Here is a 16,137-nt window from a genome sequence, read left to right on the forward strand (position 1 = left end):
TGAGCATGTATTCCAAGTGATTGACTACCGATGTGAGTAGGCTTATTAACGCAGATAGAACGGATTGCAGTCTCAGGTTGTAGCTCATTTTGATTTTTTTAGGGAAAGTAAAATTAGCGAATTTCCCGTTTTTTAATAAAATTGATATCATTCACGCATAGCTTCTTATCCCTTTCAAAAGTGACATAAATTAAATGGCAGAGATTACGGTAGTGACCCATAACGGTAACTTTCACGCAGATGATGTATTTAGTATTGCAGCACTGAAGATTATTATTCCTACTTTTAAACTTATTCGCACCCGCGATGAAGAACAAATAGAGGCCGCAGATATCGTGATTGACGTAGGTGGTATCTATGATGCAGATAAAGGCCGTTTTGATCACCACCAACGCGGCGGAGCTGGGGCAAGAGAAAATGGAACTCCTTATTCATCATTTGGTTTAATTTGGCGAAAGTATGGTCTTGAAATATGCGAAGGTAGTCAAGACGTGGCTAACGCTGTTGATGATGGTTTAGTTTCGACTATTGATGCTATTGACTGTGGTTATGTTGACGGAGTTCCGACAGGCATTAGCTTGAGCCAAACGATCTCGATGTTTAACCCAACATGGCAAGAAGAAAGTAATTTTGATCGCTGTTTTCATGAAGCAGTGGCTTTTGCATCGCGAGTTTTATCACGTTTTATAGCCTCAGCAAGTGGCGGGTTGAATGCCAAAGAAATTGTCGCTAAAGCAATTGAAAGTGCTGAAGATCCAAGGCTGATTATACTTGAACAGTATACGCCATGGAAAAAAACAGTACACGATTTATCCCGTGAAGCACTTTATATGATCTACCCTTCCCATTCTGGTAAATGGATCATCCAAACCGTTCCTGTAGAGCCAGGCTCATTTGAAGATAGAAAATCATTACCAGAAGCGTGGGCTGGCTTATCAGGCGACGAATTTAAAGCTGTGACTGAAATTGACGATGCGATGTTTTGTCATAACGGGCGTTTTATAGCAGGCAGTGAAACTTTTCAAAGTATTATGAAAATGGCCTCAATCGCTCTGCAAAAATAACTATAGCTGTTTTAATGATTAAATTTGCATAAAGGCCCAAGATTTTCTTGGGCCTTTAATTTTTCTCTAAACCTTTTATCACCTCGTTGATCCTGTTAATATCATTTGTATTATAAGGTTTACTTTTTTGTAATTAATACTTTACGATTTTGCATTTTTTAAAGGTGGTAGTGACGTGGCGACAATAAATGATTTATCCGTATTAAGGCGAGGCATAGATGAGTGTGATGCTGAGTTAGTCGCATTGCTTGCAAAGCGTAATGCTATTACAGGACAAATTGGTGCCATAAAACAGCAGATCGGTGCGCCACTGCATGCCCCAGACCGAGAAGCTGATTTACTATCAGCAAGGCGCCAAGAGGCAATTAATCAGGGGGTTAACCCTGAGTTAGTTGAAGATATATTGCGTCGTATGATGCGTGAAGCATATCAAAATCAGCAATCCAAACTTGCCTGTAAAGCACCTAAGTTATCGCCAGTTGTGATCGTCGGTGGGCAAGGCGCTATGGGTCAACTATTTGCTAATCAGTTTCGGCGTTCGGGTTATGAAGTTAAAGTGCTAGATAAAGACCAGCAGCATCAAGCCGCTGATATTTTAAAGGGCGCAAAGCTAGTAATGATAAGCGTGCCTATTAATGCGCTTGAAAGCGTTGCTAAAGCGTTACCATCGCTTGATGATGATTGTTTGTTAGTTGATATTACTTCAGTAAAGCAAGCGCCTTTAAATGTGTTAAAGGAAGTACATAGCGGTGCAGTGGTCGGTTTACATCCGATGTTTGGCCCTGATATTTCGCACTGGGTTAAACAAACAGTCGTTGTGTGTGAAGGGCGTAAGCCAGAAGCTGCCCAAGGTTTACTTGAGCAGCTACAAGTATGGGGGTGCCAACTCGTTGAGCTTGGTGCGAAAAAACACGACGAAGCAATGCAAATTATTCAGGTGATGCGCCATTTAACCACTTTTGTGTATGGACAATTCTTAGCAAAGCAAGGCCATACACTTGAAGAGTTACGTAGCTGTTCATCACCTATTTATCAGTTAGAGTTAATGATGGTTGGGCGCTTATTTGCCCAATCACCAGAGCTTTATTCAGATATTATGCTCGCGCAATTTGATAATGTAGAAGAATTACTAGCTCAGTATCAAGATACCTTTGCACAAACCCTTGAGAAACTTAAAGCAGGAGATAAAGACGCGTTAATGAGCGCTTTCGCCGATGCAAAAGAGTATTTCTCCGATTCAACCGCGCATTTTTTAACGCAAAGCCGCAGTTTGTTAAATAAAGCCAATGATTCGAAAGTGTTGGGTTAAGCGTGTTAAATAAATACAAAAAAAGGGCCTTTGTGGCCCTTTTTGATTATCTGGTTTTGTTATTCGCTTTCTACACTAACCGCTTGCAAAGACTCACTTTGGTAGCAACCTAGCACGCGTACATACTGGGTGTGTTCTTTTAATTGCTCTAGAGCTTGTTTTACATCGTTATCAACGAGGTTCGCTTCTAAATCAACATAAAACACTTCTTCCCACGGGTTGCCTGGTACGGGGCGAGATTCAAGCTTCACCAAGTTAATATTGTGCTGCTTAAAAACCATTAAGGCATCGGCTAATGAGCCCGCTTGTTGTTTGGTGGCCATAATTAAGCTGGTTTTAGTTGGAATTTGCTTTGATACATGTAAAGGTTTGCGCGCTACAACAATAAAGCGACTATGGTTTTCTTGTTGGTTAGCAAGTCCTGTTTTAATCACTTCTAAGCCCACATGTTTTCCCGCTTGTGCTGAGCCAATAGCAGCGCTGTTAGGAACCTTAAGTGCTGATTGCAGCGCACTTGAGGTTGAATCGCAGGTTTCGTGTTGAATATCACCTAAGCCTTGTAAAAAACGGCTACATTGAGCGAATGGCTGCGGGTGAGCAAAAATTTTGCTAATTTGACTCAGCTCTGTTTCTGGGCTTGTTAGTAAGCAGTGCTCAACACTATGAGTTACTTCACCTACAATCGATACTTGTGCATGCTGTAAAAGGTCAAAAACCTCATTGATACTACCAGAGCTAGTGTTTTCAATCGGTAAAAGACCAAAATCTGCTTGGCCATTTTCAACTTTGCCGGTAATCTGTTCAAAATTAGCACAGCCCATTTCAACTAGCTTGCCAGGGCGGCGACTAAAATATTTATGACAAGCAAGTTGACTATAGGTACCTTGACCACCTAAGTAGGCAACGCGGTGGGTTTCGTTTATTGCTTCAGGGTTAAGATTTTTTTGCAGCATCGCCTGCTGATTAAGAACAGAGTCTTCTAAAATAGTTTGAAATACATTATTAACGTAATAGGCATCTAAACCAAGAGATTTGCCATAGCCTATAAGTTTCTCTAGTAATGCTTGCTCGCGTGCTTCATCGCGTATGGGTTTATTGTTACTTATTTTATATTCCACCACACCGTGACTGATTCGTCGGCGTTTAGCCAGTAATACCAACAGATCCGAATCAATCTCATTGATATCATGCCTAAGTGAATTAAGTACATCATTTGTCATTTTGGGCTCCTCACTCCAAAAGTTACCTATGCAGTTCATGCTTAGATAATAAAAACAAAAAAGCCTCCCAATTGGGAGGCTTTGCTATTCGGTTGATTTACTCTCGCAAACAGATAAGCCTCTTCTATAGAAAGAAGCTAAAAAAAGAAAAATCGTGGCGAGATATAATTATGTTCATGTTGCTAATGTATGAATACTGGCTTGTAAAGTCAACACTCGATCTGGGCAAAGGGATAAATTATTTTAATTAATTAGCTTTTTCATCAATATTTACAAAAAATTTATAATTATAAATGTGGATCGGGTATATTTCATGTCGTAGATTCAAATAATAAAAATTATCAATAATTAAGGTTGAGCTGTGATCTATCGACGTTTGCCATCGCGTTTTGGTTTTAATTCGCTGAGTATTAAACTCTCACTACCTGCATTATTTGAAAAGCTTGATAGATGAGCGAATAAAAACAGTCAATTATTTAGTTGGTTTTAAAGTCGTTAGTATAACGATAAAAGTGCGCGGGCTTATGAAGTGACTCGCAATAGTAGGGCGCTCGAACTACAAGAGCTCGCTGCACCGCGCTTTGTTATTGTAAGGTGTAATTGCTAACGGGAAAAAATATTATCCGCCTGCAATTTTGACCCTAAATTTTAACCCTTCGAGAATATTTTTAAGTTTATCCCGGTCATCGCCTTGAACTTCAATAACACCGTCTTTAACTGCGCCGCCTTGACCCATTTTGCTTTTGATGGTTTTAGCGAGTTTTTTTAAATCGTGTTGCTCGTTATCAATACCGACTACCAACATTACGCCTTTACCTTTACGGCCTTTAGTTTGACGCTCAATACGCAAAAAGCCATCTTTAAAGACTTTACCGGCAATCGGCTCAGCTTGCTTAGGATGCTGAATGCGCCCTGTTTCTGTGGAATAAACAAGGTTACTGTCGCTCATAATAAACCTGCGCTTAAATTAAAAAGAAAAAGTATGCTCAAATGATAACAAATTTTTGTTTATGTGTTTTTATTTTTGGTTTATCACTGGCAAGCAGTTATATTTAATGAATTAGGGAAAGAAAATATTCTTATGGGGACAAGTGATGAGTTTGAATAAAAGTGCGTCGGCAGATGCACCACATTAACAATTCAAATAAAGGGCAAGCTTGACTTTAGCTTAGTGCAACCTTTTCGCCAAGCCTATGCCGATATAGGCGATAAAATTGACAGGATTATCGTTGATCTTCGCGAAACGGACTATATGGATAGCTCTGCACTTGGGATGCTTCTGAATATGAAAAAACCTTAGGCGATTCTGTGGATAGTATTCGTATTAGCAATTGTCAGCCGCAGTTAAAAAAATACTTCAGATCTCTCGCTTTGACAAAAAGTTTGATATTGATTGATAAGCCCAGTACTGATTTAGTCGCTCAAGTTACCCGGTTTGCTCATGGCTGTGAGCAACAAGATGATTTAAGTTTAATGCTTTTAAATTGCCTGCCAGTTGTTGCGCCGGAAAAGGAACGTCAAAGTTACTCGCCACTACCTTTTAATTTTTCTCTTAGGTTAAACTCAAAACAAATAAAAAACCCGATCCGGTGCTTGAGATGACCAATGTTATTTCTAGAGTGAGTGGTTTAAAAGCGCATCGTACAAACCTATTTTGACTGGTCTCAGAAGCATATATCAACGCCCTTGATCACGGTGTGCTTGGCCTCGATTCAGAGGTAAAGAATCGCGATGATGGCTTTATTTTTTTATTATAAACAATGTGAAGCCGAATTAGCCAAATTCAATGATGCTTTGACTATTTTAGATATACATTACTGCCGCGAAAATTATTGTGCCTATTTTATTATACGCGATTCAGGTAATGGCTGTGCTGCACAGAGTAGGAATCAAAAAGCAATAGCTCGAAGCATGGTCGAGGTGTGTCTTTATTAGCTGAGGTTGCACACCAAGTCACTTATAGCGCAGCAGGTAATCAGGTTGAAATGTGTTATAGGTTAATCCTATAGTAGTCGAACGCTTTTTTGCATGATATGATTCAAATACACTTTAGATGTTTGGATGGCTAGATGGTTTCTTCATATTTATCACTCGCGGAGTTAGATGTATCAGAAGAGTTGGTTAATAACACTCTTGCAAAGCTTGATGCTCATTTAGCAAAAGAAAGTGCCAGCGATGTGCGTTGGCAGTATCAAATACCAGAGCTTGGCGAGGGCGGAGCATGCAGTTTGTTTGGCAATTTACAGGATGAGCCTTTCTTACTCACTGACTATTTACTACAAGATAAATCAACAACCTTAAAGCTTGAAAAGCTAAAAAGTATTGTTGATTATGTGGTAGCAGAAACAAACATAGATTGGTTTGGTATTTACCAAGAAACAGCAACCGACCAAGGCCCGCAATTATTAAAACTGGCTTATTATGGTGCGCCAAGTCGACCTCTTTTTCCATTAACAGAAGCTTTCGCAAAAATCAGCAACAATGTACACGTTGCGCTGACTGGCAAAGGGCGCATTATTAATGATGTACCTGCGTATCTTAGTAAAGGTGGTGAGTATTATACTTGCGACCCTAAAGTAAAAGCAGAAACCTGCATTCCTTTATTTAATGCTCAACAACAGTGTGTTGGTATTGTTGATGGGGAAGCATTTACAGTAAACTTTTTTGATAAGCCGAAGTTAGCATTATTAATTGCAGCATGTATTAGAATACCTCAATTTTTGGTATAAATAACACTAGTAAAAAAACGCCGTTTCTATGCTAAGCTAAGCGTTATATAACCCCTAACCCTAAATAATAAGAGATAGCCAATGTTCTCAGAATTAAAAGCATTACCAACAGACCCTATTCTTGGCCTTATGGCGGCCTACAAGCAAGATACTAACCCAAATAAGATTGATTTAGGGGTGGGTGTTTATAAAGACGAGCAGGGTAATACACCAGTTTTAAAAGCAGTGAAAAAGGCCGAAGCGTTTCGTTTAGAAAACGAAACCAGCAAAGCGTATATTGGTCTTGCTGGTAATTTAGATTACTGCCAAAAAATGGAAAACCTTTTACTAGGTGAGCACCAAGCATTGCTCGCAAATCGAGTGCGTACAGCGCAAGCGCCAGGCGGTACTGGTGCACTGCGTGTTGCTGCTGAATTTATTATGCGTTGCAAACCTAAAGCAACTATATGGGTAACAACCCCAACATGGGCGAATCATATTAGCCTATTTGAAGCGGCTGGTTTAACCGTTAAGGAATACCCATACTACGACTACGAAAATAAAGATTTGTTGTTTGATGACATGATCAATACCCTTAAAAAGGTGCCTAAAGGCGATGTGGTATTACTACATGCGTGTTGCCATAACCCAAGCGGTATGGATTTAAATGAAACCCAGTGGAACACTGTTTCTGAGCTTGCTAAAGAAGTTGGTTTTACCCCTTTAGTTGATATCGCTTATCAAGGTTTTGGTTCAAGCTTAGAAGAAGATGCGCAAGGTTTGCGTACTTTAGCTAATGCGGTTGAAGAGCTTATTATTTGTTCTTCATGCTCTAAAAACTTTGGTCTTTACCGTGAGCGTGTTGGTGCATGTTCAATCATCGCAAAAGATGCTGCTACTGCTGATATTTCAAACTCAGTGTTATTGAGCGTTGTGCGTAGTATTTACTCTATGCCGCCAGCTCACGGCGCAGACATTGTAAATACTATTTTAAGCAGCACCGAGCTTACGCAAATGTGGCACAGTGAACTTGATGAAATGCGTAACCGTATTAATGGCCTACGTACATTGATAAAAGACACGCTCGCAGCCAAAGACATCGCTCAGGATTTCTCGTTCATTGACCGTCAACACGGGATGTTTTCATTCCTAGGCATAGATAAAGCGCAAATCGAGCGTTTGCAAAAAGAATACGGTATTTATATCGTTGGTTCTAGCCGCGTTAACGTAGCAGGTATTAGCCAAGCTAATATTGAATACTTTGCTAATGCGGTTGCTGACGTTTGTAAATAATCTAGCTAGATTAAAAAAGCCCGCTTTTCAGTTTATGAAAGCGGGCTTTTTGTATGCGTATGCAAATTTAATACAAATAAGTATTAAAAAGCATCAGTTTAGTGCAGCCAACGAATGGCATCAGTGATGCGGTTGTTATAGTTATCAATCGGCGCACCTAAACTGGCTATTAGTATAGTGTCTGCTTGTGTTCCTCGATTGATATTACCTGCAAAGCGCTCATCGCTAAAGTCATCGTTGCCGATACCAAAAGACTGATGTTCTGAAGGTACAATAAATACAGTCATCGGGCCAAATTCTGATTCAAAAACTAAGTGCAGGCCTCTTTCGCCTTTAAAATCGCAAAACATAAGGTAAGTGACCTTACCGGGTAGTTCATCTAAATGGCCGCCTAAAAGAGCGAATTTTTCATTCACTGATTGCAAGCTAATAGGCTCTTTTTTTTCAAGAGAAAAAATCTCGTGATAAACGTGAGCAAGTGCATGCTCTGATACCGTATGAGATGTATTATGTTGCTGCGAGCTCAGAAAAAATGCTCCAACAGTAACAATCAACGAGGCTGCCATAGCTAATTGGATACGGCCTTTTTTAAAGCGTTTTTTAGCATTAACCACATTGTCTTTTGTACTTTGCTTTATATGCTCATTGCTGTTATTTTTAGACTCTTCTGCTTGCTGTTCGGAGCTATTGTTGGCCGTATTAGCTATAACTCGCTCAGCAAGACCTTGCGGCACATCAACATCAAGTGCTGCATTTAATTGCTCATCAAATGTTTGCATATCATCAACAAATTTTTGTTGCTCAGGGTGCTGCTCAGCAAACGCTATAAGCTCCTTTTCTGTGCTGTTTGGCTGTGCAATAACCCGGCGACGAAACTCAAGCTCATCCATTACTTCGATGCTCCTTGTATTTTTTCATCATTACGGCTTAGTGCCTCTTTAAGTTGGCTTCTAGCACGGTATAAACGTGTCATTACCGTGTTTTTATTTAAATCTAATATGTCAGCTATTTCCTCACCAGAGCAACCCATCACCACTTGAAGTAATAGCGGCTCCCGGTATTCATCAGCTAATTTAGCTATTTGGCGTTGAATAACGGTTTGCTCCATTTCATCATCAAGTGTGCTGCTTCGTTCATCAACTAAAGTGTCATTTTCAACGTCGCTGTAATCAAACTGCTTGCGCTCGAAGCGGCGAGCATTTTCACGGCGTAAAATAGTTAACAACCAAGGTTTCGCTGCTTTTTGATCTAGTAACGAATCTAAAGATCGCCAAGCACGTAAAAACGTTTCCTGTACGAGATCTTCAGCAATGTTTGGATCGCGGCATAGCCAATAAGCAAAGCGATACAACTCATTATGATAAATATGAACAAGCTTTTCATAACGGGTTTGCTTCTCTGCCGTATCAATTAAGACCGGACTATCGGATTTTTTATTTCCCAGCATAAGTATATTTTTTTATTTATTTTAAGGAGTTTTCTGCTTTAGTGCTAGGAAAACCCTATACACTAACGCCCTCAATTATAAAGTCCCTTTAATACAGCTTGTTGCGAATTTATTTTGTTTTTTTGCTGATTTTCTAAAATAGTAACGATCAGCGTAAGATCAACATCAGTATTACTTGAACTATAGAGCTCTGCACGCAGGTTGGCAATTTGCGAAGTGAGTTGCTCATTATCTATTTGTTGCGCCAATGAGTCTATCGCATTATTTGATTGTTTTGTATATTGTTGAGCATAGTGGGTTAATTCAGTATGAAAAGCACTTAAATCATTACTTTTACACAGCTTTTTAAGTGTCTCTAATGACGCTAAATTGCCTTTGATAGGCTGTGCAGTGCTTTTTTCAGTGACACTTGAGTGTTTTTTACTCTGCCACCATAATATTAAAGTGGTGAGCCATAATAAATAGCCAAGAATTGAGGCAATAATTAACCATAAAGGAGGGCGTGTTTGCGTTTTTGTATGAACAGCCGGTGCTGATGCTGTAGGTGGCGTTTCAATAGAGTCATGTTGTGCGCTTATAGGTTTACTTATAGCTGCTTGCGTACTACCTGTGACGGTAATAGTACGAGCAGGCAAGGTTGCATAATTGACACGGTTAATTTTAGTATTAAACCAAGGTACTTTTATTTCAGGGAGCGTATACGTACCAGGTTTTTGTGGCAGCAGGGCGTAAGAAGCCACTTGCTTTGAAATAACACGATTGTCGCGAACTAAGTGGCTAGTTTCTTGATTATCAGGATAGCTACGAATGCCGTTTATTTTAGGTAAGTTTATCTCAGGTAATTGCTCTTTAGTGACGCCTAGTGCTGTGAGTGTAATAGTACGAGTGATGGGAGTGCCTACATCTACACTGTCATCTTTTGGCTGATACTGCTCATCAATGTTAACCAACTCGCTTGGCAACCAAGCGCCTTGGTAATCACTTGGAATAGGTTTTATTTCAATATCAACATTATCGCCAAGTGCTGAGACTTCCATTTGACGGTAATTTTGTCTTATACGTCCTTGAAATTCAGGGGCTTTGAGGGTGAATTGCCCGCTTTTTTGCGGCTGCACTAAGTATTCACGGGTGATCACTAAATAGCGTTTGCCATTAACAAGTTCATAGCCTTCTTGTTGCTTACCTATCTGACGTAGTTGAGCATCAGGCATACTTGGGTTGCTTAAGTTACCATCAAGCAATTCTTTAGCTAAATATAGCTTAACGGTATAAAGGCCTGCTTCTTGAACATAAAGTGACTCACTTGAAATCGAAGATTGAATAAATATGTCGTTATCTTGGTCAACGTCTTTACTGCGCTCTGTTACTTTGAGCTCGATTGGGTCAGAGCTTACCCCAGCAATTGTAAAGGCAGGAATAGTATAATTATTAGCGCTGCGGGTCATCAGCTTTACTGACCACGTAGTTTGTTTGGATATACTGCCATTAATTATATTGGTACTTGTGCTAACACTGGTTGGCCCAACAACAAAATCTTTCAACAGTGCTGAGGTGTCAGGTTTTTCGGCTTTAATAGTGTCATCAGCGGTAATATTAAGTATGAAAAACTCTCCTGCGAGCACGGGATTTTTATCCACGCTTGCTTGTAGTTGAGTTAGCGCCCAAAGGGGCGTCGCCGTGATCAGCAATAAACAGCATAATAATCGCATTACCATGATTTCTCGACTCCTTGGGGACGACGTTGGTTGTTTCTTTTTTGAGCTTCTAATTGCATTTTATTGCGTAATAAAATGGCCGGATCATCAGGAACTTGACGCAGTAGCTGATTAAGCTGCTGGGCTTTTTCTTTTTCTTCGTTGGTGAGCTCAGCAGTCTGTGCTTGCATTGCTTGTTGCTCTGTATTTTTTTCTGCTTCACTTTGCTGCTCTGCACTTACTTCTTGTGGTTCAGGCGAGCTATTCGAAGGAGGCTCTGTTTGTTTTGCTTTATTTTTTTTATCTGCTTGTGACTCAGACGGCTCAGGCTCAGCTTGCATATCAGGATTATTTTTTTCATCACTTTGAGGTTTTGAAGGTTCACCATTTTGTTGCTGGTTTTTCTCGTCTTGTTGGCTTTGTTGTGATTTGTCCTGTTCAGATTGTTGCTTACTTTGATCTGAATTATCATCATTTTTTTGTGATTGATCACCTTGCTGGTTTGGTTGCTGCTCGCCATCTTCTTTTTGTTGTTGCTCGTCTTTATTTTTCTCTTGCTGTTCCTCTTGCTGCTTGAGTTGCTCGACCAGTGCTTGATTGTCTTTCGCTTCAGTAAAGTCTGGGTCGAGCTTCAGGGCTTGGTTATAAGCACTAAGGGCTTCATCCAGTTTTCCTGCTTTTGCAAGCGCGTTGCCGGTATTATAAAAACCGGTTGCGCTGCTATCTTGGCTAAACTGTTCGATAGCGGCATCATAACTACCTTGTTTATAAAGCGCAGCTCCTTTTAATTGCTTTGTGTTTGCGTTACTTGCAGCCTGTTCATAGTCACCTTGTTGATAAGCATCTAAGGCGCGTTGCTCTTGATTTTTAAATAAATTTGTTAGCTCATTTGCATAAGCATGCTGATTAGGTAAAAAGCTAAATAATAAAAAAGCACCTAAAAATGCTGCGCGTCTAAATAGCCACACGGCCAATGGCAGCAGGATAATTAAACCATAAACACCCGCATCTATACGCCATAAAACCTGACTTTGCTTTTCACTTTTGAGTGTTTGTGCATTTGCGCTTGGAGCAAATGTGGCTATATCACGGTCATTTGGTTGATACATGGTAAATTTTCCACCGCTGTTACTCGCTAGACTTTGTAAGCGTGCTTGATTAAGTTTAGGTACTACAATTTGCCCATAACTGTCTTTTAAAAAACCACCATCAGGGAGCTTAATAGGCGCACCTTGTTCAGTACCGACACCATAAATATTTAAACGATATTTAGAGTTAGCCGTAAATTGGCTTATATCGGCTTGTTCACTTTGCTCGATACCATCGGTTATTAAAATAATATCGCCATCATTGTAACCGGCTTGTGTTAATAGCTCTTGCCCTAAATCAAGCCCCGCGAGTATGTTTGAGCCTTTATCGGGCATTATTTCTGGGCTGAGACTCGGAATTAAGTTCTTAAGGGTTGCGGCATCGTTAGTTAGCGGTGAAATTGTATAAGCTGAGCCCGCATAAGCCACCAGTGCCGTGTCGCCTTCTTTAAATAGTTCAATCATATCAAGCGCTTTATAACGCGCTTGCATAAGGCGGTTAGGTGTTATGTCGGTGCTATACATAGACAGAGACATATCCATGACAATCACGCGAGCATTTTTACTTTGAAAAACGGGCACTCGTTTTTCTTCAAAACTGGGGCCTGCAGAAAATATAACCGCCAGTAGGCAAAATAACGCAACTAGCGATAAAGGCTGCTTAGCTTGTTTCGGGCTTTCGTCTATTACAAATTGTGCTAGATGAGGGGCAATCAGGTTGAGTTGCTTTGCTTTTTTATTTTTTAACAATAGTACGCTAAACAATAAGGCAACTGGGAGTAGCAACCACAATAATTCGGGACGGATAAATGTAAAGTCCAGCATTTATGTCTCCTGAGGATAAGCACGTAAGGTGCTAACTAAAAAACGACCCATTATAAGCGCTAGTGCGATTAATAGCGGAACATAAAAAAGGGAGCTCTGTGGACGAAAAGTTTGCTCATCAGCACTGATCGGTTCTAGCTTATCGAGCTCTTGATAAATTTGCTGTAAACCGGCTACATCTTTTGCACGAAAATACAAACCATTGGTTTGTTGAGCAATACGTTGTAGTAGGCTTTCATCTAAATTGCCACCACTCATACCGCCCATATTAAAGTAGCTAAAGCCACGAGGGTTATCTGAGCCTACGCCAATCGTATACACTTTAATGCCTTCTTCACGGGCCAGCAGTAATGCTTGTTCAGGGGGGAGATTACCGGCGGTATTTTGGCCATCGGTTAATAGCACTACAATGCGGTTACTTTTATCTTTATTTGCAAAGCGTTTAACCGATAAACCTAACGCATCACCAATTGCAGTAGCTCGACCAACCAAGCCTATTTGTGTTTCACTAAGCATTTGGCTGACGGTTTTAACATCTCGCGTTAGCGGTGTCTGTAAAAATGCGGTATCACCAAATAAAATAAGTCCTAAGCGGTCGCCTTGGCGCTGTTCTATAAAGTCACTAAGCACCGCTTTTACCATTGTTAAGCGGTCTACATATTGTCCTTGATAAGCCATGTCCTGCTCAGTCATTGAGCCTGATAAATCAACTGCGAGCATAATATCTCGACCTTCGTTCGGCAAAGTCATAGGTTCATCTAGCCAGGTGGGGTTGGCAATTGCACAAACTAGCAGTACCCAAATTAGCCATTCAAGCCAGTTTATTCGTCGGGGTTGAGCGGGCACTCTACTTGTTGCTAAATTATGATTAGCGAAGCTTGGAATGCGCAACCGTGTTTCGCTGTTAGCTTTTTGTGGTTTTAAAAAGCGCAACAACCAAGGTAAAGGAAGTAATAAAAATAGCCATGGCCAACTAAACTCAAACATTCAGTGGCTCCTTTAATTTAAACTGTTTAATGGCTAAACGAAACTTATCACACAATTTGGCAGATTCATTGCCAGCCTGATAGAGGCTAAGTAACTCCCGCTCAGTAAATTCTATGTCACTCAAGGCTTTAAGCGTTTGGCACCATTTTTGTGTCTCACTAGATGCTGCTTGCGGGTTATAATAATGCAGTACTAAGCGTTTAATTAAAACATGTAATTGCTGAGGATCGTTACCTAATTGTTGGCTAAGCTCAACGGCGTGACGCTTCGCTTTAATAAACTGCGAGCGCTTATATAAATAGTAACCAAGGCCAATAATAGCCATCAGTATTAAAACGATGAGCGCCCACCAAGCAGGGGCAAGTGGCCACCAGTGAACTTGATTTGGTGCTATGACATCATGTAAGCCATCTAACGGCGAGGTTTGCATGTTATTTTCTCACAAGTTGTTGCTCAAGAGGCGTAGCAGCATTAAATGAAATTAGATTAAGGCCCGATTTAGTGAGTCTTTGCAAGCGCTGACTAAAAGCTTGCTCTGCGTTGTTAGCAAAGCTATCGCGGAAGCGTTTATCCATCAATGGCAAAGTTAAATCTTGACCATTAGCACTGACCGTTACTGTTTGATTAAATGCGGGTAGTTGGTGCTCAAATGGGTCACTGATATGACATCCAATGAGTTCGCAGTGGCGGCTAAGTATTTCAAGTTGTTTAAAGCTGGCATCATCAAGCGTACTGAAATCTGAAACTAAATAAACTAAGCTGCCGGGTTTTGCTAAATGATTCAAACGTTTTAAGTTTTCACTTAAATGATTGGGTGCTTGTTGATCTATTTGCTGCAATGCTTGTTGGTGGCTGTCGCACATATTATGGCAAAGTTTAAGTACTGCTTTTTCACGGGCAGATGGTTTTAGTTCGAGATGACTATGTTGATTAAACACCAAGCCGCCAATTCTATCGCCGCGCTGACAGGCAGACCATGCAACTAATGCACTAATATGAGCTGCTTGCACCGACTTTAGTAACAGCTTTGAGCCAAACAACATCGAGTTAGAAAAGTCAGTAAAAACAAATACCGGACGTTCTTTTTCTTCTTGAAATAACTTAGTGTGGGTTTCACCTGTGCGAGCGGTTACACGCCAATCAATTGAACGTATATCATCACCTTGCTGATAATGGCGTACTTCCGAAAACTCCATGCCACGGCCTTTATGCGGAGCAAGATATTGACCTGTAAGTCTATTTTTTATTTTCGCTTTAGGTGCAAGCTCAAGAAGCCGTGCCTTAGCTTTGTAGTAAAGCAGCTCTTTAAGCGCTAAGTTAACGCCATGGCTGTGGCTTGTTTCAAGCCATGCTTGGTTCGACAATTGGTTCGACATAATTTACGGAACAGCGACAAGTTCAAGTATATGGCTGATCACTTGATCTTTAGTAACACCATCGGCTTGGGCTTCGTAGCTTAAAATAATACGGTGGCGTAATACATTATGCAGTACCGCCTGAATATCATCAGGTGCTACAAAGTCACGGCCGTGCAACCAAGCATTAGCGCGTGCGCATTTATCAAGGGCAATAGTTGCACGGGGGCTAGCACCGTACTCAATCCAGCGACCTAGTTGCTCATCAAGCTCAGCTCCCTCACGGGTAGCGATGATCAACTGCACCAAATATTGCTCTAGCGGTTCGGCTAAATATAGCTCTAAAATGGCTTTACGCGCGGCAAATAGGTCTGCTTGGCTGATTTTCTGTTCGGGTACTTCATGTTGCTTAATCGCTTCACCACGAGTTAAGCGTAAAATATCGCGTTCATGTTCGGCGCCAGGGTAACCTATACTTAAATGTAGTAAAAAACGGTCTAATTGGGCTTCTGGTAGCGGATAAGTGCCTTCTTGCTCAAGTGGGTTTTGAGTGGCCATCACCATAAATAGATCAGATAATGGGTAAGTATTTTTACCTACCGTTACTTGGCGTTCAGCCATGGCTTCTAACAATGCTGATTGTACTTTTGCTGGAGCACGATTTATTTCATCGGCTAAAATTAGGTTATGAAACAGTGGGCCTTTCTCAAATACGAACTCACTGGTTTGCTGGCGGTAAATATCAGTACCCGTAACATCCGCAGGGAGTAAGTCCGGGGTAAACTGCACGCGTTGAAAAGAACCTTCAACCCCTTTTGCTAAGGCATTAACTGCGCGAGTTTTAGCAAGCCCCGGTGGGCCTTCTACTAATAAGTGACCATCGGCTAAGATAGCAATAAGTAGCGCCTGAGTTAACTCTGGCTGGCCAATGATTTGGCTGTCTAAATAGGTTTTTAGTTGTGAAAATGCGTTAGCTGCCATAATAAAAATATTGTCCTCGTCAGCAAGGTTTTTTTAAGCTTTATAAGTTATTGGGATTATTGTTCCAAAACACAAGTCTTAGACTGCAATTTACAAAATAGTTCGTTATTTTTTAACGATTTTTCTAAGATACACGATTATTAACGAATGAGGTAAAGAGATAGCG

General features: G+C 40.6%; 14 protein-coding genes and 1 pseudogene. 5 read left to right on the top strand and 10 right to left on the bottom strand.

The annotated features are described in order from the left end of the window. The first annotated feature begins 194 nt into the window (after positions 1-194). A complete protein-coding gene (locus ACT3RM_RS01820) occupies positions 195-1,064 on the top strand; it encodes an MYG1 family protein (protein ID WP_441834658.1) in 870 nt (289 codons plus the stop codon). 175 nt (positions 1,065-1,239) lie between these two features. Then, entirely contained in the window at positions 1,240-2,373 is a 1,134-nt protein-coding gene (gene tyrA, locus ACT3RM_RS01825; protein ID WP_441994727.1) for a bifunctional chorismate mutase/prephenate dehydrogenase, read from the top strand. A 59-nt stretch (positions 2,374-2,432) separates the two neighbouring features. On the opposite strand, the gene ACT3RM_RS01830 is transcribed toward tyrA, so the two are convergent. Further along, positions 2,433-3,593, bottom strand: a complete 1,161-nt coding sequence (locus tag ACT3RM_RS01830) for a chorismate mutase (RefSeq protein ID WP_441994726.1) — start codon at positions 3,591-3,593, stop codon at positions 2,433-2,435. A 619-nt stretch (positions 3,594-4,212) separates the two neighbouring features. Then, a complete protein-coding gene (locus tag ACT3RM_RS01835) occupies positions 4,213-4,542 on the bottom strand; it encodes a stress response translation initiation inhibitor YciH (RefSeq protein WP_441834655.1) in 330 nt (109 codons plus the stop codon). Between the two features lie 145 nt (positions 4,543-4,687). Between ACT3RM_RS01835 and ACT3RM_RS01840 the strand changes: the two are divergent. The 3 genes and pseudogenes from ACT3RM_RS01840 to ACT3RM_RS01850 all read left to right on the top strand — a co-directional run bounded on the left by ACT3RM_RS01840 (position 4,688) and on the right by ACT3RM_RS01850 (position 7,594). Next, positions 4,688-4,990 (top strand): annotated as a pseudogene (locus ACT3RM_RS01840) (STAS domain-containing protein). 672 nt (positions 4,991-5,662) lie between these two features. Continuing rightward, complete coding sequence (locus tag ACT3RM_RS01845) at positions 5,663-6,322, top strand: GAF domain-containing protein (RefSeq protein WP_441834654.1); 660 nt, start codon at positions 5,663-5,665, stop codon at positions 6,320-6,322. A gap of 81 nt (positions 6,323-6,403) precedes the next feature. Then, on the top strand, positions 6,404-7,594 hold the full coding sequence (locus tag ACT3RM_RS01850) for an amino acid aminotransferase (RefSeq protein ID WP_441834653.1): 1,191 nt from the start codon (positions 6,404-6,406) through the stop codon (positions 7,592-7,594). A gap of 98 nt (positions 7,595-7,692) precedes the next feature. Here ACT3RM_RS01850 and ACT3RM_RS01855 read toward each other — a convergent pair whose 3' ends face one another. The 8 genes from ACT3RM_RS01855 to ACT3RM_RS01890 all read right to left on the bottom strand — a co-directional run bounded on the left by ACT3RM_RS01855 (position 7,693) and on the right by ACT3RM_RS01890 (position 15,971). Beyond that, entirely contained in the window at positions 7,693-8,484 is a 792-nt protein-coding gene (locus tag ACT3RM_RS01855; RefSeq protein WP_441834652.1) for a DUF3379 family protein, read from the bottom strand. Beyond that, on the bottom strand, positions 8,484-9,041 hold the full coding sequence (locus ACT3RM_RS01860) for a sigma-70 family RNA polymerase sigma factor (RefSeq protein WP_441834651.1): 558 nt from the start codon (positions 9,039-9,041) through the stop codon (positions 8,484-8,486). The genes ACT3RM_RS01855 and ACT3RM_RS01860 overlap by 1 nt, the downstream gene beginning before the upstream one ends. A gap of 71 nt (positions 9,042-9,112) precedes the next feature. Then, positions 9,113-10,756, bottom strand: coding sequence for a BatD family protein (locus ACT3RM_RS01865; RefSeq protein ID WP_441834650.1), 1,644 nt, complete (start codon positions 10,754-10,756; stop codon positions 9,113-9,115). Then, positions 10,750-12,645 (bottom strand): VWA domain-containing protein, encoded by a 1,896-nt coding sequence (locus ACT3RM_RS01870; protein WP_441994728.1) that lies wholly within the window; start codon positions 12,643-12,645, stop codon positions 10,750-10,752. Before ACT3RM_RS01870 ends, ACT3RM_RS01865 begins: the two co-directional genes overlap by 7 nt. A 3-nt stretch (positions 12,646-12,648) precedes the next feature. Next, complete coding sequence (locus ACT3RM_RS01875; RefSeq protein ID WP_441834649.1) at positions 12,649-13,635, bottom strand: vWA domain-containing protein; 987 nt, start codon at positions 13,633-13,635, stop codon at positions 12,649-12,651. Beyond that, positions 13,628-14,065 (bottom strand): DUF4381 domain-containing protein, encoded by a 438-nt coding sequence (locus ACT3RM_RS01880; protein ID WP_441834648.1) that lies wholly within the window; start codon positions 14,063-14,065, stop codon positions 13,628-13,630. The genes ACT3RM_RS01875 and ACT3RM_RS01880 overlap by 8 nt, the downstream gene beginning before the upstream one ends. Before the next feature lies 1 nt (position 14,066). Next, positions 14,067-15,011 carry a DUF58 domain-containing protein gene (locus ACT3RM_RS01885; protein WP_441834647.1) on the bottom strand — a complete coding sequence of 315 codons (945 nt, stop codon included), beginning with the start codon at positions 15,009-15,011 and terminating at the stop codon, positions 14,067-14,069. A gap of 3 nt (positions 15,012-15,014) precedes the next feature. Continuing rightward, a complete protein-coding gene (locus ACT3RM_RS01890) occupies positions 15,015-15,971 on the bottom strand; it encodes an AAA family ATPase (protein WP_441834646.1) in 957 nt (318 codons plus the stop codon). Positions 15,972-16,137: the final 166 nt, after the last annotated feature.

This window comes from Pseudoalteromonas sp. AOP7-A1-14, from assembly GCF_052376275.1.
GTDB lineage: Bacteria > Pseudomonadota > Gammaproteobacteria > Enterobacterales > Alteromonadaceae > Pseudoalteromonas.